Below are 18,945 nucleotides of genomic sequence, written 5' to 3'. Positions count from 1 at the left end.
GTATTATATTCCAATGTTTTTTTCTAAACATCTGTTAAAAGCAACAAAGACGTCACCCATTAGCGGGCAACGTCTTTGTCTTTCCATTGTATCTGATCGTCACTCAAGGATTTTGACTTTGACTGTGCGGCGCCCCCATTGCAGAGCTGATGAATTGTCGTTGAAAAACACGTCAATTTTTCTTCCTTTAATTGCTCCGCCGGTATCTCCGGCAACGGCGTATCCATAGCCTTCCACGTAGAGCTTTGTTCCAAGAGGAATAACCGACGGATCAACAGCAATTACCTTGGCGTTCGGATTTTGCAGCAGGTTGATTCCTGTCGCTGTTGTTCCGGAGCAGCCCGTGCAGCGTGCTGTGTAAGCGGTGCTGTTTGCATAAAATTCCTTAACTGCAGCAACTGTTTCTGACTTTCGAATCACGCGTGTCTTCTTAACCTTTGGTGCCTGTATCGCCTTACTTTGCACCTTTTCCGGTTGCTGCGCGTTTTCCGTTTTCACAGGTGCTGTTTTAACCGTTTTTGGCAGTGGCTGTGGGTTGCGAAGTAGTTTCTCAATGCTTCCCCATGTTTCCGGTCCAACAATGCCGTCAATATTAATTTTTTTTGCCCTTTGCAGTGTGAGCACAGCATGCTCCGTTTTCTCGCCAAAATAACCATCAACGGGCAGTTCTTTGAATCCGATTGCTTTTAGCATCTGTTGAAGATAGGCGACTTCATTGCCTTTCGAGCCTCTCGATAATAGATCCATGTTCTTATTAATATACGCAATAAGTGCTGCTTTCGTCTGAACCCCGACCACACCGTCGACTTTCAAATTATTATTCTTCTGAAACTGCTCCACTGCCTTTTCCATAGTCGATCCAAAGTATCCGTTCGTTTTAGTCAGTGGATATTCACCTGTCGTTTTTAAAATCGATTGTATCGTTTTGATTTCATCGCTGTGCATTCCTTTTGTGAGGACGGTGTCATTGTTTAAGTGCGCAGCTGCAAACGGCGGCAGGATTATGAATGTGGATGTAAAGGTTGCCGCCACAGCAGCGCTTTTAGCAAGTGCGGTCCCGGTATAATACATTGATGTCTCCTCCCATCTTTGACCTCTTCTTTACTACTATGAACAGGATCAGAAGAACATACTTTACATTTAGATGACAGGACTGGCTATTTGCGCGTTTCAGCATGCTAAGGAAGGCACACAGAATAGAAAAGATCAGAGCATAAGAATCAATCCGTGCAAATCGATACCGTATGACGAATTGTGAAGTATTTCCTTTGCAGTTTTTGGTGATTTGCTACGATTTTCAGAGTTCGTTACAGGTCAATAGCCAGGTTTAAACTTTCGCCTTCTCGATCTAACATCTTTATTGAGTGCTTTGCTTCAATATTTCACGTCAACAGCAAGGCTCCAAAAAAAACCTGAGAAACGGGTCATCGTTTCTCAGGTTCCTTTTATAATTAATTATTTGCTGCCTTTCAGTGCGCTGTTGATTGATTGTTTCAAAAGGTCATAATTCAGTCCGTCTTCAAGCATCTTGTCGCCCACAAAAATGGCCGGAGTTCCGGGCACGCCTACCGATTCGGCAATCGATTCATCTTTGTTCACATCATCCTGTCGCGATTTGGTATTTAAAGCATTCTCAAATGCCTTTAAATCTATGGATGGAACCGTCTTCTTAGCAATGTCGGTGAGCAGTTTCTTTGTTACCCATTGCTCCTTTTCGTCCTTTTGCGCGGCAAAAACCGCCTTATGGAATGCCCAGAATGCTTTCGGGTTCTGATGATACACTTCCTCAGAAGCATTCGCAGCTAAAACGGACCCAGGGCCGAGCACCGTATCATTAAAAAAGTACAAACTGATTTTTCCCGTATTTATATACTCTTTTTCGAGCTTAGGAACCACCGTTTCCTCGAATTGCTTGCAATAAGGACATCGATAATCCGAAAATACCGCCACTTTTACAGGAGCCTTGCTGCTGCCGATAAACGGCTGACCTTGATAATCAATACGCGTCGTCTGTTCCGTACGGTGCGTCGGTTGTTTTTTCGGTTTCGTCTCTTTGTGGTTCAGATTACTGTAGACCATAATCGCAATTGCTGCGACCAGAACGATCACGATGATCGAACTGAAAATGACAATTCGGCCTTTCTTTGGATCATTTGTCCCTTTTGAGGAATGCTTCGTTTCCGACATTGTCTCACCTCTCATTAGTCCTATTCACCCGATGTCTGCGGATGCATATGTATCTTCAATTTAAATTCTGGTTATTGGCAGTCTGCCGTCATTCAGATGGCGGCGCCTTCGATACTTTATAATAACAGGTTGCCTGTCCATTCAGCCAGCAATCAGTTTTATTTATTTCCCAAACTCCCAACTTGAAACCATTGAGAGTATTAAAAGTTGCTATAATAATTGAAGGTGTTGACCATGCTGTTGATGAAACGTGTCATCAGTGACTTTAGATCATTAAGCGGGGACACATTATGGAACATATTCAAACATTATTTTATACATACGGATATTTCTTTGTTTTTCTTTTTCTGTTCTGCGGGTTGATTGGCATTCCCGCTGCAGAAGAATCATTTCTGCTTTTTGTCGGCGTGACGCTTTCTCAGATTTCCGGCACCGATTACCAGCTCAGCCTCACACTCTGCATTCTCATGGCTGTTCTCGGCTCCTCCTCTGGAATGGTCAGTGCCTACCTCATCGGTTATTATATTGGAGAACCATTTATGATGCGGTACGGAAAATATATCGGTTTAACTCCGAAGCGGTGGAAAATTGCTCAGGAGCGATTCCAGCGTCATACGGTTCTTGCTATTATTGCCGGTTATTTTATTCCCGGCATCCGTCAGATCAATCCTTATTTAGCCGGCCTCAGCCGTGCGCGTTTTGCATCATACCTTCCCGCAGCCGTGCTTGGAGCACTCATTTGGTCGTCTCTTTTTCTCATGCTCGGTTACTTCATGGGCAACCAGATTCACCGCTTTCTTGGTTTAGGCTTGTTTCACTTTATTCTTGTGGGCGTCGTTTTATTCATCGGATTTATCATTATTACGATCATACAATTTAGAAAGAAAAAATAAACGGCCCTTTTAAGGGCCGCTTATTCCGCACGTTTAATTATTGAAACAGAGAAGCAATCGCATTGAAAATAGCGGAAAAGAAATTGCCGATCGCTTGAAAAACCTTCGCTAAAAATCCTTTGGTTTCGCTGGAATTTGCAAGCTGACTGACTTTATCCTTGAGCTGCTGCATCTGACTTCCAACCTGACCCCAATCGATGTGCAGGGTGCGCATTTTATCGAAAAGATCCACAAGCTTTTGGATATCGGCATCGCTCAGCTTCACATTTACCTGATTCGCTGAGTCGCGTACCGCCTGTTCGACATCTGCTCGCGATTGTGGTTTGTTCTTAGCAAGATTATCTTTAATAGCTGTGACGAGATCGGCAGCCTTCTGTTTGCCGACACCGTTCTGGTTCGCCAGTTCAGCCGTTGTGACGACTTCTTCATTAGCGACCTGTTTTTTCGCCTCAGGGATCACTTCACCTGTCTTGGCTTCGTATGCTTTGATCAGACCGGTCAGCGCCGCGGTTCCTGACACCGGAAACGGTGCCGTCACATAAACATCGGCATCCTTCACACCAGCAGTTGCAAGCGCATTAATGTACATGTCTTTAGATACATAGGTAATGTTATGCGTGCTCGCGGTCAATCCGGAACCTGATTTTCCAATCGTAATCTTCGACGAACTGATTGCACGGGTGCCGATTTGTGCCGAAGACAGATATTTATCAAGATATTTATGTTCTTCGCTGTTGCTGACCGTAATGATCTGAGCAGAGTCAGCATTCACACCCATCTCATTCAAAATCGACTGTTTCTGATCCGGTGTTAAATTGGCACCCAAAGTCACCACGACGTCACCAGGCGCGGCATCTGCTGATGCCTTCGCCGGTGTGAAAATTGACACTGCGAGAATAGCTGCAAAGACAAGCATACTCATTTTTTTTATTCTCATCATGTGTTCCTTTCCGGGATACGAGAACGTCGCAGTTCGCTCCCAAAAGATTTTATCTTAGATTCTATTTGAACGTCGCACAACGCAAATGTGCCGACTTAAGCTGCGGATCGACAGCCTCATGACCCGAAAAAATCAAGCCCGAAACAAGTCTTATCTACTTCTTTCAGGCTCAAATTCGATTTAAAGGCAAAGGTTCACTTATTCCGCAATTTCGAAATCAATCGCAAGAGAATCCACGAGCCCAACTTCTTTTAAGTAGGAAACACAGGCCTGATGCTCCGGCGACGGTTTATAGAACTCATGGTCTTTCTTGGAACGAAAACGCGTAGTCAGCGCCATCGAATAACCCTTTCCGCGTGTCGAGTAATTCTGTCCGGCCCGAATATCAACAATACCCGGCAGTTTATCCTTTAATTCGCACAGTCTGCGTGCACCTTCCTTTTTTTGTGCTTCGGTTGTTTCGTTATTGAATTTAAAAAGTACAATGTGTTCAACCATCAATAACCCTCTTTTCAGCATATTCTCAAATCTTGTCTGTTCCTATGATAGCATCTTTTTATTGGTACATGTTTCTTTTGAAGATCTTCACATACATGAATGATTTTTTTTATGATCCTGTTGTTCTTTACTAAAATATTTATTTTTTTAAGCCCTGTCTGCTCTCATCATTCAACTTCTTCAAGTACCCCTTCAATCTTTTCCAGTCTCCTTTTTATAGCGTCTATTTCTCTGTTTTCGAGTTTCAATCTTTCTTCAGCAAGCTTGCTATTCTTAAAATAGCGCTTTATTACTTTTAGCAGAACGACTATTGCTGCTACAATCCCCGCAAGAATTACAAGAAGAATAAACGGTATAATAATTGTCACAATTGTTACATACATCCAGATCATCCCTAACTATTTTTTGAAGAGAGCTTAATTAAGCGTTCATTGTCAATTACAATATTAAACGGGTTGACATAATAATATTTAAGCGCTTTTCCATCTGAAGAAAATTTCAAATCGCTTCTTACTAGCTGCGCCTCCTCTAATTTGTTTAAATGCAGATACAGCAAAGCTCTTCCAATCGTTAACTTCCGTGCAAGCTTGCTGACATAGCATGCTCCCTCTGACAACTCGATAAGTATTTTTATTCGCATTGGGTTCGAAAAAGCCTTAGAAACGGATACTAATTGATCAATAGTGTCTATGTTTTTCATATGACATAATTATATGACATATGAATAAAAAACAAAACATGTTAATGATCCAAAAAATAAAAAAACGATACCCCAAAATAAAAGGAATGAAGTTCAAAAGAAATCATTGAACAGGTTCCTATAATCATCAGTAAAATAAAAAAAGATGACTCCTATTCAGTATAGGAATCATCTTCTCACTGCATCACAGTTTCATCCATTTAAGTATCTTAGCAGTATATTTCAAAGAATCACGCGCGCGCCCTTGCCCTGCAGCGCTCGTTTCCGTTCTTTTCCCTTAATATATTGAACCAATTCGACGGTCATTGAGTAGTGGGTCAGCGGTGTGATCAAATAAATACCTCTGAAATAATCCATTGCCGTATCAATCAATTCGCGGCAAATGTCCAGACCTACACGGCGCGCCTCTTCTTTTCCGTGAGCGGCCGCCATTCGGGCACGAACATCATCCGGCAGCCGGATTCCTGGCACTTCATTGTGAAGAAATTCGGCATTTCGACTGGAGGTCAGCGGCATAATCCCAATGTAGATCGGCTCAGAGACACTACGTGCGGCCTCACTAATCTCAATGATCCGCTCTTTATCGAACACCGGTTGGGAAATAAAGTAGTCGGCGCCGCATTCTGCTTTACGTTCGAGTCGCTGAACAGCACGATCCAGATTGCGCACATTTGGATTAAAGGCGGCCGCCACCCGGAAATGGGTCGGCTGCTTCAGACTTTTCCCCGAATAGGAGATCCCGCGATTAAACTGCTTGACTAGTTTGATCAGTTCCATTGACGATACATCATATACGGATGTCGCTCCGGGGAAGTCGCCGATTTTCGTCGGATCACCGGTAACAACCAATAGATCATGGAGACCGAGCACGTGCAAGCCGAGCAGATGCGACTGCAAACCGATCAGATTCCGATCACGACAGGTAAGGTGTACAAGCGGAGGAACATGAAACTTTTCTTTGATCAATTTGCCAATCGCAGCGTTGCTGATGCGCGGCGAAGCGAGCGAGTTGTCAGCCATGGTAATTGCATCCGCTCCTGCCTCTTCAAGTGCCTTGACTCCCTTGAAAAAGCGATCGGTATTTAAGTGACGCGGCGTATCAAATTCGACGAATATTGACCGGCCGCTCACGACCTTTTTATAGAGCGGCGAGTCCGGAAGCGCATCATGGTCGCTCACCCGGATAATTTCAGGCTGCGCTGCAACAAATTTGGACTCCAGAGGTTCAAGCTCTGCAATGCCTTGTTTAAACGCTTGGATCTGGATCGGCGTTGTGCCGCAGCAGCCGCCAAGCAGCCGCACGCCTTCATTGCGGAAGTCGGCTGCGTATTTTTTGAAATACTCCGGCTCATTTTCATAATGCAGCTTGCCTTCACGATAATCCGGAAGGCTGCTGTTCGGATAGGCAGACAGAAACGCCTTTTTTGGAAGGGGAATGCCGCGAAGCGCTTCAATCATATGGAACGGACCCAGCCTGCAGTTCGTCCCCACAATATCGGCACCGAGCGCCTCCAGTTCCCGTAACGCGTCTGAAAGCACCATGCCATTTAAGAGTACGCCCGGCTCCTGCATGGACACATGAGCAATAATTGGCCGATCCGTCATTTTGCGCGCAATCTGCAGTACTTCGCGCAGTTCATCAAAGTCGTAGTAGGTTTCAAGTAAAAGTCCGTCGACCCCTTCGTCAAGCAAAGCTTCCGCTTGTTCGCTGAACCCGGCGCAAATATCGGCCAGCTCCAGCGATTGTTTCTGAAAGCCGCGAATACCGCCGATCGTACCGAACACATACGTTTGCGGCTTTGCCGCTTCCTTGGCCAGCCGTACCGCCGCACGGTTAAAGGCTGCAACTTCATGCTTCAGCCCATACCGATCGAGCTTGATCCGATTGGCTCCGTAGGTATTCGTCTGGATGACATCAGCACCTGCATTAATATATGCTTCATGAACATGTTTCACTTCTTCGGCCTGAGACACATTGAGTTCCTCAAAACATCGGTCAATGCCGTATGAATAAAGCAACGTGCCCATCGCGCCGTCACCGATCAATATCCTTTTTTTTAATGCATCACGGATTGATTGCTTCATTAATAATCGACGCTCCTTGCCGTCACCTTCACTTGATTTCGCACATAATCGAGCGCATGACTGAAATCGCCAATGAGGTCTTCAGCATCCTCAAGACCAACCGATAAACGTAAAAGGCCACTTCCGATGCCTGCTTCCTCGCGTTCTCCCTCATTTAACTCAGCATGGGACATTTTCGGCGGATATGAGAGAATCGATTCGACCGCACCGAGACTGACTGCGAACACGGGCAGCTTCACATGATTGACAAAGGCACGTGCTGCCGCCTCGTTCTCCAATTCAAACGACAGTACCGCCCCGCCTGAGGTCGACTGCTTCGCATGAAGTTCGGCTCCGGGATGATTGGGGAGGCCGGGATAAAATACGTTGCGGGCCTCCACTTGTTCCGTGAAAAATTCGGCGACACGCTGCGCGGAAGCAGCCGATTTGCGAATGCGGACATCAAGCGTTTTCAGTCCTCTGAGCAGCAGCCAGGAATCCTGAACGCCAAGAACAGCACCCAGCGCGTTTTGGAGAAAGTAGATTTTGTCTGCCAGCTCTTCCGTACGTGCAACGGCAAGACCTGCGACAACATCGCTGTGTCCGGAAATGAATTTCGTCGCGCTGTGCAGAACAAGATCCGCTCCAAGTTCGAGCGGTCGCTGGAATACCGGAGTCATGAAGGTGTTATCGACGAACGTCAAACATCGATGCGCTTTTGCAACGGCTGCAATGGCGCGGATATCCGTCACGGCCAGCGTCGGATTCGACGGTGTTTCCACGTAAATCACTTTTGTATTCGGACGAACCGCCCGCTCAACTTCGGCAAGGTTCGTCGTGTCGACAAAAGTGTGATCAATTCCGAAACGACCGAGCACTTGTGTCAGAATCCGAAACGTTCCTCCGTACACATTCTTTGGGACAACAGCGTGATCGCCTGCAGAAAGAAGTAAAAACGCCGCAGAAATCGCAGCCATTCCCGAAGCAAATGCAAAGCCGCGAGCACCTCCTTCCAAGGACGCAATCGCATCCTCAAGGGCCTCCCGGGTCGGATTACCGGAACGTGTATAGTCATATTTACCGTACTGATCAAAGTTCTTTTGGTGAAAGGTTGATGATAAATAAACGGGAACATTAGCCGCCCCTGTTTGCGGATCGACAGCAACCGTTTCCTTTATCAGTTTGGTAGAAAAATGAATCGATTTACTCATGCGCGCTCACTCCTGTCTTTAAAATTTGAAAGGCCTGATCAAGATCGTCGATCAAATCATCCGGATGCTCAATGCCCGTCGACAAGCGGAGCAGCGAGTTGGACAACCCGTATTTCAGGCGCAATTCTTCGGGAATATCCGCATGCGTCTGCGTTGTCGGATATGTGATCAGGCTTTCCACACCGCCGAGGCTTTCGGCAAAGGTAATCAGACGAAGCGCGGTCAGGAACGGTTCAACCTGTTTCGGTGACTGCAATTCGAAGCTGACCATGCCGCCCTTGCCCGGATAAAGTACATCCGTAACAAATGGCTGGTTTTCAAGATAGGAAACAATTTTGCATGCATTCTCCTGATGGCGGCGCATGCGCAGGGCAAGCGTTTTTAAACCGCGGATAACGAGCCACGAATCAAATGGACCAAGAACCGCACCGCATGAATTATGATAGAGTCGCAGTTTTTCTGTTACTTTTGTCCGGTTTGAGATGACAAGACCGGCCAGCACATCATTATGTCCGGCTAAATATTTGGTTGCGCTGTGCACCACAATATCTGCTCCCTGCTTGATTGGCTGCTGCAGAATCGGCGTATAAAAGGTATTGTCAACGATGAGCAGCAGTTCGCTCTGTCTGGTGATCTTCGCAATGGCCGACAGGTCAACCTCGTGCATCAACGGATTTGTCGGTGTTTCAATAAAAATCGCTTTTGTTTCCGGACAGACAAGCGCAGCCAATTCATCCGTATTTTCACCGTCCCAATAAGAGAACGAGAGATGGTACTGCTGACCGAGAATCTCAAAAAGACGGAAGGTCCCGCCGTACAGGTCCCTTGAAGCAATAATATGATCTCCCGAACTGAATAATGAAAAAACGAGTTGAATCGCGCTCATTCCCGAGCTGCAGGCAAACCCCTCCTGACCGCCTTCAATATCGGCAATCGCCTTTTCGAGAATTGAGCGTGTCGGATTGCCCGTGCGAGTATAGTCAAAGCCTTTCGAAATGCCGATTCCTTCGTGTTTATAGGCAGTAGATAAATAGATTGGCGCGTTGACCGCACCCAGATCGTCAAAACCGTTGCCGATTTGTGTTAATTTAGTCTCCGTCTTATAGGACGTCATGTTGCCGTTCTCCCTTCAAAACAAATTCAATCAATCGTTTCACCAGATGGATTCTGAGTCAAAAAATTGGTAAATAAAAAGCCTTCTTCGCAATAAGAAGAAGGCTTGGTCTGCCGATTTCTTCTTATCCCTCAGGCCGCACACAGCCTGCTGGAATTAGCACCTTGTCGCGTCCGTAATCAGCGACGGTTGCTGAAGCGTCATCGGGCCAGTCCCTCGGCTTCTCTTGATAAGAATCAAAATGTCTCATTTAGTTGTTGAGTAGTAGTGTACACTAGTACGCCTATTTTTTCAAGTCCTTAGTCATTGCGAAAAAATTCGTCTACTGTAGTTTCCGGCACCGCAGCCAATTTAAACGCAAGTTTCAGTGCTAAGTCATATTTATTATTTTCGATCGTGTTAATTGTCTGCCTGGATACACAACATTTTTTTCGAAATCATCCTGTGAAACCTTTAACGTGCTTCGCAGGTACGTGATTTTTCACTATGCCTTATTCCCAACCTCAGATTCTCATTTTCCAACTGTTGTATGGGAAAAAAGCTGATCAGCGCCCAAACTAAATAAAAACCTTCCAGATACCTCAAAGGCAACATTAAACCCGGGCCAAGATGGAAATAATCCCGCACGAAATTAGCAGCAAAAAGCATTGGAAACACCAGCCAGCTGCTGACCATTAATTTCTGTTTAATTATCTGTTTCCGCTCATCTTGATGTCTCCCTGAAAAGGCACGTTCTTCTCCGGTTAGCCAGCCAATCAATCACGAAAAATAGCATAAGTTCGAGAAAAGCGTAGACGCTCCATTCGAGCAGTGAGCTTCTTATGAAATTCAACTTATGTAAAATACTTTTGGCATAATTATAAAAATGCTCTCCTGATGTGTCAGATCGTTTTTACATTTTCATCTTGGTAAATCTTCTTTATACTTTTTTCTCAACGCACTTAATTGATGTAGCCGCGCCAAATCAGCTTCTTTTTGCCGTTCGCCAAGCGCCAGAATCAGATTTTCAATAAGATAGGTTGCTGCAATCATTGAATGAAATTCATCCCGTTCGCCGCGGCTTGCAAATAAAAGCGCATCAAAAGCGCGATGCGTCCGAAGCACCGGCTGATCAGTGACGACGATCGTCTTGTAGCCGGCCGTCTGTGCATAATCAAGCAGTACATCGCCCTCCTTCAATATTCGCGAAAAAGCAAAGATGAGCACAGTGCATTTGCTGTCAATATGAATCAAGTCCTCAATCAGCTCGCTCCCCCATTTGCGAAGAATAATAACGGCCACCCCAAACCGGGCAAGCCGATAGTTCAGCAGCTCGGCAAGACCGATTGATGGTCCCGGCGCATAAATATACAGTTTCTTCGCTTCCTGAATCAGAGCAGCTGCATGCTCAAACTGTGCCTGATTAAAATGATTCAGTGTGACCTGCAGCAGCTGAACACTTTTGTTCAAATGGTGGATCTGCAGTTTGGTATGTTCCAAATCACCAATGGTATTCATCATTTTTTTTGCCGGCGTGATTTCGAGATCTTCTCTTAGTTTCCGCTTGTAATCTTTCAAATTTTTAAAGCCGATCAACATCCAGAACCGCGACACGGAGGCAATACTCACTCCGGATTCCTGGGCAATTTCTTTTTCAGTCAGCAGCATAACTGCTGATTCGTTGTGCTGCAGCCATTGGGCGATTTTCAGCTGTGTCGGCGAAAGCAGGCTGTGATTAATTGGACTGCGACTCATAGGCTCACCTTTTTTGCTTTCATCATAGCATCGGTAGTGCTGATTTCGCAGCGCTATGAAAATAAAATTACATTATTATAGAAAATAATAATTTATTTACATTAGATTCACACGGATTGCATGCCCCATTAACAGTGTTTTTCTATACTACAGAAGAACTTAAATCAGGAGGGACACCCATGACGCAAATCAAAGAACGCTACACGCTGACCCAGTCTCAGAAAATGATGGTCTTTATCTTGTCGATGTCTTTATATGGATTATCCAACATGATTACCGAACTTGTACCAGAAGTAAATGTCGGGCCTGTAAACTTCTCTATTGAGTACTTCGCATTTATTCCTTTGACACTATGCATCCTGTTCCACCCGTTCTATGCTGCAATCGGCGCATCCTTCGGCGAAATTATTTTCGGGGAGATTATGCTCGGTCAGTTCAGCGGCTTCGGTGAAATGGAAAAATTGGTCATCTTTACCTTGGCGATGTATGTTGCCGGAATCATCGTCAACAATCCCAAGAACCGAGTTCAGGTCGGCATTGCTGCTGTAACAGGCGTTGTCATTCATCAATTCCTCAATATGGTGTCTGATATTGCCAAGGTATGGATCGGTGTGGAGGATTTTGAAGCCGTCTCAGGACTTCCTCAAAGTGTAGTCGCGATCGAGGGCTTCTCATTTCTGAATGACGTGTTGTTCTCGGGCATCCTGTTCGCACTCCTGCCGACACTCTACCTTGTCCCGCGTTTGTATGGGAAAATCGAGCCGCTGCTTGGCATGAAGCCGTGTGATAACAAAACCAAGTATCCGATCAGTGGCATTCTTAAACCGCGCTTTATTCTCGTCGGTGTCCTGCTTTCAGCTGCCGCAATGGGCTTTGAATTCCTGTCTGAAGCAGGGATTGACATCTTTGAATGGGAGGCAGACTTTGGAAGTACGGCGATTTGGATCAGTCTGGCTGTGGCCGCTGTCGTTGCCCTGATCACCATCATTGTACTTGTTACAGGAAAAAACAAAGCAAAGCGCGGTATGGCGAATGAATGAGCTCATTCACGTTGAAAACGTAACCTTCCAATATCCGGGTGCTGAGCATCCGGTTTTAAACAAAATGAACCTATCCGTTAAAAAAGGTGAATTTCTTGCGGTGATCGGCAGCAACGGCAGCGGAAAATCAACCTTGTGCAAACTGTTTAACGGGTTGATTCCCCATTTCTATACCGGAGACTTCGAAGGCTCGGTAACCGTAAGCGGATTAAATATAGTGGAAAACAGCGTCGCCGATCTTTCCTGCCATGTCGGCTATGTCTTTCAGGACTTTGAAAATCAGCTTGTTCAAGCGCGCGTCCTCGAGGATGTTTCGTTTGCTCCGCTTAATTTCGGCATGGAGGATTACCTGCAGCGTGGGCGACGAGCGCTGGAACTTGTCGGACTCGCTCATTTAGCAGACGAATTTGTCTGGCAGCTGAGCGGCGGTCAAAAACATTTGCTCGCACTCGCCGGCGGTCTGGCGATGAATCCGGACATCATCGTCATCGACGAACCGACGGCACAACTGGATCCCTATCATGCTAAAGAAATCTATGAAGTTTTGAAAAAGTTGAATGAACAGTACGGAAAAACAATCATTTCGATTGAACATCATACCGAATTTATCGCTGAATACTGCCGCACGGTTCTTCTGCTGAACAAGGGATCTGTCCTTTGGAAACGATCGACGCGTGAAGCGCTGTCTGAAGTCGAGCTATTAACAGAATTGGCTATTTACCCGCCGCAGGCAGCTCAGGCCGCCAGTCGGCTCGGCGCCGATAACGTCCCGATTACCTTAAACGAAGCAATTGCCTTTTTTAAAGAAAAAGTTCCGTGTGGCATGCCCTCTGTTCCAAGGCAGAAACCGGATCGGTCTCAGGAAGAAACGGTCATCCGCTTCGATCAGGTCGGCTTTTCCTATAAATCGATGAACAAGAAACGCGCGCAGGTTTTAAAAAATATCAATCTCTCACTAAATAAAGGCGAGCAGGTCGCGATTGTCGGCAACAACGGCGCGGGCAAGTCGACTCTGCTCCGGTTGATCACCGGCGTAAAAAAACCGGAGAGCGGCAGCATCACTGTCCGTTCACAATCCGTCGCTTCATGCGCGCCTGAGAAAATGGCCGATCACGTCGCTTATATCTATCAGAATCCTGAACAGATGTTTATTGACGATTCCGTAAAAAAAGATGTTGCCTTTTTTCCAAGGGCAAGAAAAATTAAGGGTTATGAAGCGAAAATCGATGAAATTCTGAAGCAGTTTGATCTCGTTGACTTGCAGGACAAAGACAGTCGGCTGATGAGCGGCGGCCAGCAGCGACGCGCATCGCTTGCGATCGGTGCCGCCATGAATCCGTCGGTCATCCTGCTTGACGAACCGACGGCCAGTCTTGATATGGCAACGAGAAAACACCTGACGCAATTTATCTTGAAATTAAAGGAGCAGATCGACCTTGTTATGATCGCCACCCATGACATGCAGCTCGTCAGCGAATGGGCGACGCGCGTCATCGTGCTTCATCACGGACAAATCATTTTTGACGGCAATAAAGAAGAACTCTTTTCAAATCCGGCGCTGATGGATAAAGCGGGACTTGTCCCGCCGCAGATCGTTACACTTAGTCTCGCATTGAATGTCGAGCCGATTGATTATTCGGTTGATTCCTTTATCAATCGATTTAAGGAGGCACGTGGAGAATGGCCGCTGCAAAAAGCTTCGCAGATAAATTAAGCTTTGAACAGATTAAGATCGAGCTGCTCAACACAGCCTATGGCAACGACCGAACGCTGATCGCAAAACTGGACCCGCGCACCTTATTCCTCTGGTACGCCTTTTTCGGAATCGCGCCATGGTTCATTCATAGCAGATTTATATTGGCCGGCATGCTGTTGTTTGTGATTGGAACGACCATTATGACTAAGGTCAGTCGGTTGATTATTTTCATTCTGATCCTCGGATTGCTTGGGGAGAGCGGTTATCTGCTGATCGCGTCGCTTTTTTTCGGGGGAAATCTGGGAATCATTATCCCGCTTCTCGTTTTGACGATGAAATTATCGGTGATTTCGCTCGCCAGCATCACGGCCTTCTGCTCGATGAGCCCTGAGCGATTAGGCGAAGGGCTGCTTCGCATCGGCGTGCCTGGTCAGGTATCGTTCAGCATCTCCTACGGCTATCGCATGCTGCCGACCTTGTTTGAAGAATACAATCACATTTTCATGTCCTACCGCCTGCGTGGGAAAAGCCCCGAAAAACATGGTCTTTTCTACTTTCGAACAGTGATCTATTTTATAAAGCTGGCGGTCAAATCCTTTTACCCGCTCCTGCTCAGCATGGCCAAGCGCGCGCGGACAACCGTTGAAGCACTGGAAACCAAGGGCGGTCAATACGCATTTAGAAATCCGGCAGTGAAGAAGCTGAAGCTGGCGAATCTGAGGATTGGTAAAACTGATTATTTCTTTTTGCTGATTTCTGTTCTGTATTTAATCTCGATTTTTATTTCAAGTCATTATGTTTCATTTTAGGAGGCTGTGCATGTGAATATTGATTTTCATACCCATGTCAAGGTTGCAAAGAAGTCCGATTTTTCCCCGGACTATTTTAAAGAAATGATCCGTGAGGCGAAGCTTGCCGGGCTTGAGGCCATCGCCCTTACCGAGCACTTCAATACATCCAGTCTTGAAACGGTCTACAACTATCTGGATGAAAACTATGATTACATTCACGACTATTACGAGGCAGACGGATTGAAGATTTTCCCGGGGATGGAAGTCGATGTTCGCGAGGTCGGCCATATTCTACTAATCAGCCGCCGCGAAAACCTTCGTTCCATGTTTCAAACGCTGAAGCATCATTTAAGCAAGGACAATTTTCTGCCGTTCAGTGAGCTGATGGATCTAACTGAGCAGTATAACGTGCTGAAAATCGGTGGGCATCCGTTCCGTCCGGCAACCCCTTTGACTCAACACACACCGCAGCAGCTCAAGCGACTCGATGCTCTGGATCTGAACGGCAAGGATCTGTATACGCTGGGCGTCGAAGAGAACCAAAATAAGGTTTATCCGTTCGCGCGCTCGCTTAGCCTGCCGGTAACCGGCGGCAGCGACACGCACCAATTCATGCAGTACGGAACGGTGATCAACACGTTGCGCGATGACTGCGCGACGATTGACCAGCTTAAAGCGGCCGTGGAAAACGGTACATATGCGATCCATATATCCGATGATCTAGCATTGCGCGTCAAATCAGCCACCTTGATTAAGAAACTAGTGAAACGGCTGCTGGAAAAAGAAAAAGCCGTGCAAAATTGACGATTGGTCCAAATTTAATAGACGTAAGATACGTGATCCCATTACACTCTAGGTTCAATTGATGCCCTGGAGTGTTTTTCTGTTTTGTTCATTGACACTTCGGAATAATCCATACAATTAAAGCAACCGTTCGACAGAATTATTCTGTGCTATATAGCATTAAAAACTTGGGGAAATTTTTCTGTTTTAATGAAAATATTCATTTAATTCTATATACTCTTACTAAAGAAGGAGGGCAAGTTTTAATATTAGAAAAGAGGGGGATCGAGCGTGTCTTTAACAAAGAATCTAAAGAGCAACTTATAAAAATCGTGATCAGCAATTTGATTGCTGTGAGTTTTTTTACCAATTTTCACCTTATGTCGCTAAGAATGAGGATTGAGGATTTCATTTCACTATTGGGACACATCGAATAAACAACCCTAAATCAGAACATCAGAAGTATTATACAGCCATTGAAGGCAGCCATCGGAATAGACCGCTCGTGCCAAAAATACGTAATGCTCTGCCAGAAAATAGGCCAGGAGGCAGAACAGTTAGCCACATCGGTTTCTGTGCTGCTCCCCCTTCCCTATCTTGGGAGAGCATCCATTTTCTCTGAGAACCTAGCAACCTGCATTCCCGTGTTTTTATACCATGGTCATGATAATCCTTGATTTTAAGGGATTTTTCGACTAAGAGTAGCTTGTATAATTATACCAATAAGGAAACGACATTAAGCTAAAAATCCTTTACTGGCGCTGTTTTTGGGAAACCATGGTATAATTTTTCGGGAATCTAGGTAGCAAGGGTAAAGTCTTGATGCTGAATTTTTTCTCTTCTTGATTTGCTTTTCTTGACAGTCCCAGAGGTAATCCCATTAGATGTATAATGGTTGCTTTGCAGAATTGACATTTTTTCGTATCACATAGATCTTATTAGTTGATACGCGAACCGGATAACGGCCACAGTTTTAACGATAAGTTGCCAGTTTCTAAACCACAAACTGACTTTCATTGTAGTTTCCCTAACTCAGTTTACTTAGCCAAATATAGTCACCCTATTACGGACAAGTTAGCTGAGGCTAAACGTAGAAGTGTACAGATCTGTCTATTCCTATCTATGGCAACCCTATCCTTCATTTTTTCACTTAAGTGTCCCAAAGAGGCAGCCTACAAGTTTCGATTTGAAATAATTTCATGTCCACTAAAATAATATACGATAATTTTTGAAAACTAAGGGATTAGTATATTAAAAAAACACGAAAAATATAAACCTTTTCGTGTTTGAAACATTTTTCTTCTTGAATTATTACTAAAGTAATCATAAAACGCGCAAATATCAGTCAATTTCATTCTAATTTTTCTCAACCTTATTATTACTCGTATCTATAGTGGTTTTCAATTGCAAAATTGAATCTGATAATAGATCAAGCTTTTTTTCAAATCTCAGTAAAAGGTAACTCGTTATGACTATAGGAAATCCTATATTCCCTAATACATTTACCCATACTGGAAGATCTTTGAAATCCATAATATCTCCTCCTCTTTAATATTAAGAGAAATATTTTCGTAATTATTAAACCACCAACAAAATTCAGTTTTATTGAAAGTACATGTTTATAAAAGAATATTGCAATAAATTTCTATAGGAAACGTTTAATTTTACCCTCCAAATATTTCTTTATCTTATTGGAGGTGTCTATATGTACAAACCTATTAATAAGAAGAAATGTTTGGATGAATTTATTAATTCGCATAAAAATTTTTTAAATCAGCCTATCGTAAAATCATTCTTAAACAAGCGTGAGAATTATTACTTATTTGAACAAGCAATATGTTATCCTTCCTATGAGTTTCAAAGCAGAGTAGACGCAGAGTTTAAGAAACACTATCGTCATTACCAGTTAATTTCATACTTCTCTAACCTAATATATTATAATTCGATTAACTTTGATAAAAATATCAGGAAACGCCGTGAGAGAGAGCGGTTAACAATAGATAACAACCAAATTGATTATTTAAACCAGAAACACATTCAATTTGATTTGCTATACCAACAATCTAGCTCTCTTGAAGACCACATTGAAACCCCAAAACTATACTCTGCTATTAAACAACTGACAGACCGACAACGTAAAATATTAGAGCTAATTTATGTACATGATTATAAAATATCCTATATAGCTCAACTACAAGGTTCAAGTCAACAAAATATTTCTCAACAGCATAAAAAAGCTTTAGAAAAATTAAAGGCTTTATTGGGAGGGGAATAATTATTAATAACATTGAAGATGAATTTAACTATTACATAAAAATATTAAATCCCAAGATTAAAAAAATGCTTTTAAAAACAAATCCAAATTTTCGTGATGATTTGGAACAAGAAATCAGGATTAAAATATATGACTGTTTTTGCAAAAATAATTTTTTACCGCCTATAGGTTTTTGGGAGCTTTTAAATAAAATTGACGAAGAATAAGAAAACTCATATTTTTACCCCAATACAGTGAACAGAAGTAGGGCTTGTTAAACATACAAAAATGTTGATACAGCAGGATTTATACACCGTTTTGGCGGACACGCTCTATCGAAATCGAGCGAATTTAAATTACTGCAACCTCCATCATATCCGGATAAGCGGGCCCAGACTGGGTCGTAAACCGAAGGATGAACACAGTCAAAACAGAACGGCAAAATGATCGTCAGGACTTTAAGGGGCGCATCCCCATCGAGGAAAATTCGGAGAGAGCAAACACCGCTATGGTCTGGATCGGATTTGTACGCTGTTGCGTGAATCCAGTGAAACAGTGATCGCACTCAAATTTCTGGTCATGAACTTAGAGAGATGCTTTAGGCTTCTCTTCTGAAATAAATATTACATGAGTAGACCCAGGCCTCCCTTAAGTCTCTCTCAGAACCGTACGTGAAATTCTCAGCTCATACGGCTCCCATTATTCATTGCCGGTAGTATTCCATATCTCCAATGGGCAAACAATTTACGGTCTCGTTGCGCCACTGTGCTCAACCAGTATTCTGCTTTTCTTCGGTGTTTTCGTTTCTTGTACTTCCGACGAACCCACTTAATCAAGCAACCATTGATATAGCGCAGGACATGATACATTTCTGATTTGTAGAAATAACCATAATAGTTAATCTACGCTTGGATTTTCTTATTGAACATGTTGGTAAGATTCTGTAATGATTTATCTACCTTGAACTGTAATCGCCAACTTCTTACCTCTTTTCTTATTGCTCTCTTCGCCTTGTCGGCGATAGCTGTAAGAAATTTGTG

Annotated in this window: 19 protein-coding genes, 2 pseudogenes and 1 riboswitch; of the genes and pseudogenes, 7 read left to right on the top strand and 14 right to left on the bottom strand. The window is 44.2% G+C overall.

The features are described 5' to 3' along the window. Positions 1–99 precede the first annotated feature (99 nt). On the bottom strand, positions 100–1,071 hold the full coding sequence (locus NIE88_RS22475) for a peptidoglycan-binding protein (RefSeq protein WP_290446554.1): 972 nt from the start codon (positions 1,069–1,071) through the stop codon (positions 100–102). Between the two features lie 384 nt (positions 1,072–1,455). Beyond that, the gene (locus NIE88_RS16650) at positions 1,456–2,187 is read right to left on the bottom strand and encodes a DsbA family protein (RefSeq protein ID WP_253063839.1); all 732 of its coding nucleotides are present in this window, start codon (positions 2,185–2,187) and stop codon (positions 1,456–1,458) included. 290 nt (positions 2,188–2,477) lie between these two features. On the opposite strand from NIE88_RS16650, the gene NIE88_RS16645 reads away from it, so the two are divergent. Beyond that, entirely contained in the window at positions 2,478–3,080 is a 603-nt protein-coding gene (locus tag NIE88_RS16645; protein ID WP_253063838.1) for a DedA family protein, read from the top strand. 37 nt (positions 3,081–3,117) lie between these two features. Here NIE88_RS16645 and NIE88_RS16640 read toward each other — a convergent pair whose 3' ends face one another. The 10 genes and pseudogenes from NIE88_RS16640 to NIE88_RS16595 all read right to left on the bottom strand — a co-directional run bounded on the left by NIE88_RS16640 (position 3,118) and on the right by NIE88_RS16595 (position 11,341). Further along, on the bottom strand, positions 3,118–4,011 hold the full coding sequence (locus NIE88_RS16640; protein ID WP_253063850.1) for a DUF1002 domain-containing protein: 894 nt from the start codon (positions 4,009–4,011) through the stop codon (positions 3,118–3,120). A gap of 207 nt (positions 4,012–4,218) precedes the next feature. Further along, the gene (locus NIE88_RS16635) at positions 4,219–4,518 is read right to left on the bottom strand and encodes a Dabb family protein (protein WP_253063837.1); all 300 of its coding nucleotides are present in this window, start codon (positions 4,516–4,518) and stop codon (positions 4,219–4,221) included. Positions 4,519–4,685: 167 nt separating this feature from the next. Beyond that, positions 4,686–4,901: a hypothetical protein gene (locus tag NIE88_RS16630; protein ID WP_253063836.1), complete on the bottom strand. Its 216-nt coding sequence runs from the start codon at positions 4,899–4,901 to the stop codon at positions 4,686–4,688. Between the two features lie 11 nt (positions 4,902–4,912). Continuing rightward, positions 4,913–5,158 carry an ArsR/SmtB family transcription factor gene (locus NIE88_RS16625; protein WP_253063848.1) on the bottom strand — a complete coding sequence of 82 codons (246 nt, stop codon included), beginning with the start codon at positions 5,156–5,158 and terminating at the stop codon, positions 4,913–4,915. Positions 5,159–5,440: 282 nt separating this feature from the next. After that, positions 5,441–7,303 carry a bifunctional homocysteine S-methyltransferase/methylenetetrahydrofolate reductase gene (locus NIE88_RS16620; RefSeq protein ID WP_253063835.1) on the bottom strand — a complete coding sequence of 621 codons (1,863 nt, stop codon included), beginning with the start codon at positions 7,301–7,303 and terminating at the stop codon, positions 5,441–5,443. Beyond that, a complete protein-coding gene (gene metC, locus NIE88_RS16615) occupies positions 7,303–8,493 on the bottom strand; it encodes a cystathionine beta-lyase (protein ID WP_253063834.1) in 1,191 nt (396 codons plus the stop codon). The genes NIE88_RS16620 and metC overlap by 1 nt, the downstream gene beginning before the upstream one ends. Continuing rightward, positions 8,486–9,607, bottom strand: coding sequence for a PLP-dependent transferase (locus tag NIE88_RS16610; protein WP_253063833.1), 1,122 nt, complete (start codon positions 9,605–9,607; stop codon positions 8,486–8,488). The genes metC and NIE88_RS16610 overlap by 8 nt, the downstream gene beginning before the upstream one ends. A gap of 121 nt (positions 9,608–9,728) precedes the next feature. Further along, a riboswitch (SAM riboswitch) is annotated at positions 9,729–9,843 on the bottom strand. A gap of 63 nt (positions 9,844–9,906) precedes the next feature. Then, a pseudogene (locus NIE88_RS16605) lies at positions 9,907–10,035 on the bottom strand (helix-turn-helix transcriptional regulator); the annotation flags it as partial. Positions 10,036–10,060: 25 nt separating this feature from the next. Continuing rightward, a complete protein-coding gene (locus NIE88_RS16600; RefSeq protein WP_253063832.1) occupies positions 10,061–10,366 on the bottom strand; it encodes a hypothetical protein in 306 nt (101 codons plus the stop codon). Positions 10,367–10,507: 141 nt separating this feature from the next. Next, positions 10,508–11,341 (bottom strand): MurR/RpiR family transcriptional regulator, encoded by an 834-nt coding sequence (locus tag NIE88_RS16595; protein ID WP_253063830.1) that lies wholly within the window; start codon positions 11,339–11,341, stop codon positions 10,508–10,510. 179 nt (positions 11,342–11,520) lie between these two features. Between NIE88_RS16595 and NIE88_RS16590 the strand changes: the two genes are divergently transcribed. The 4 genes from NIE88_RS16590 to NIE88_RS16575 are packed head-to-tail and all read left to right on the top strand — an operon-like array spanning position 11,521 to position 15,672. Next, positions 11,521–12,381: a DUF8171 family membrane protein gene (locus NIE88_RS16590; RefSeq protein ID WP_253063828.1), complete on the top strand. Its 861-nt coding sequence runs from the start codon at positions 11,521–11,523 to the stop codon at positions 12,379–12,381. Next, positions 12,374–14,095 carry an ABC transporter ATP-binding protein gene (locus tag NIE88_RS16585; RefSeq protein ID WP_253063827.1) on the top strand — a complete coding sequence of 574 codons (1,722 nt, stop codon included), beginning with the start codon at positions 12,374–12,376 and terminating at the stop codon, positions 14,093–14,095. The genes NIE88_RS16590 and NIE88_RS16585 overlap by 8 nt, the downstream gene beginning before the upstream one ends. Further along, positions 14,062–14,886: an energy-coupling factor transporter transmembrane component T family protein gene (locus NIE88_RS16580; protein ID WP_253063826.1), complete on the top strand. Its 825-nt coding sequence runs from the start codon at positions 14,062–14,064 to the stop codon at positions 14,884–14,886. Before NIE88_RS16585 ends, NIE88_RS16580 begins: the two co-directional genes overlap by 34 nt. Positions 14,887–14,898: 12 nt before the next feature. Continuing rightward, complete coding sequence (locus tag NIE88_RS16575) at positions 14,899–15,672, top strand: PHP domain-containing protein (RefSeq protein WP_253063825.1); 774 nt, start codon at positions 14,899–14,901, stop codon at positions 15,670–15,672. A 1,335-nt stretch (positions 15,673–17,007) separates the two neighbouring features. Here NIE88_RS16575 and NIE88_RS16570 read toward each other — a convergent pair. After that, complete coding sequence (locus NIE88_RS16570; RefSeq protein ID WP_253063824.1) at positions 17,008–17,184, bottom strand: YvrJ family protein; 177 nt, start codon at positions 17,182–17,184, stop codon at positions 17,008–17,010. A 172-nt stretch (positions 17,185–17,356) separates the two neighbouring features. Here NIE88_RS16570 and NIE88_RS16565 point away from each other — a divergent pair, with 172 nt between their 5' ends. Next, on the top strand, positions 17,357–17,926 hold the full coding sequence (locus NIE88_RS16565) for a sigma-70 family RNA polymerase sigma factor (RefSeq protein ID WP_253063823.1): 570 nt from the start codon (positions 17,357–17,359) through the stop codon (positions 17,924–17,926). 267 nt (positions 17,927–18,193) lie between these two features. Then, a pseudogene (locus NIE88_RS22845) lies at positions 18,194–18,520 on the top strand (transposase). A 65-nt stretch (positions 18,521–18,585) separates the two neighbouring features. Here the strand turns inward: NIE88_RS22845 and NIE88_RS16560 are convergent. Continuing rightward, on the bottom strand, positions 18,586–18,774 hold the full coding sequence (locus NIE88_RS16560) for a hypothetical protein (protein ID WP_253063822.1): 189 nt from the start codon (positions 18,772–18,774) through the stop codon (positions 18,586–18,588). Positions 18,775–18,945: the final 171 nt, after the last annotated feature.

Origin of the sequence: Sporolactobacillus shoreicorticis (assembly GCF_024125445.1) — a bacterium.
GTDB lineage: Bacteria > Bacillota > Bacilli > Bacillales > Sporolactobacillaceae > Sporolactobacillus > Sporolactobacillus shoreicorticis.
The sequence above is the reverse complement of the archived record's forward strand: the minus strand, read 5'-3'. Positions and strand labels throughout refer to the sequence as shown.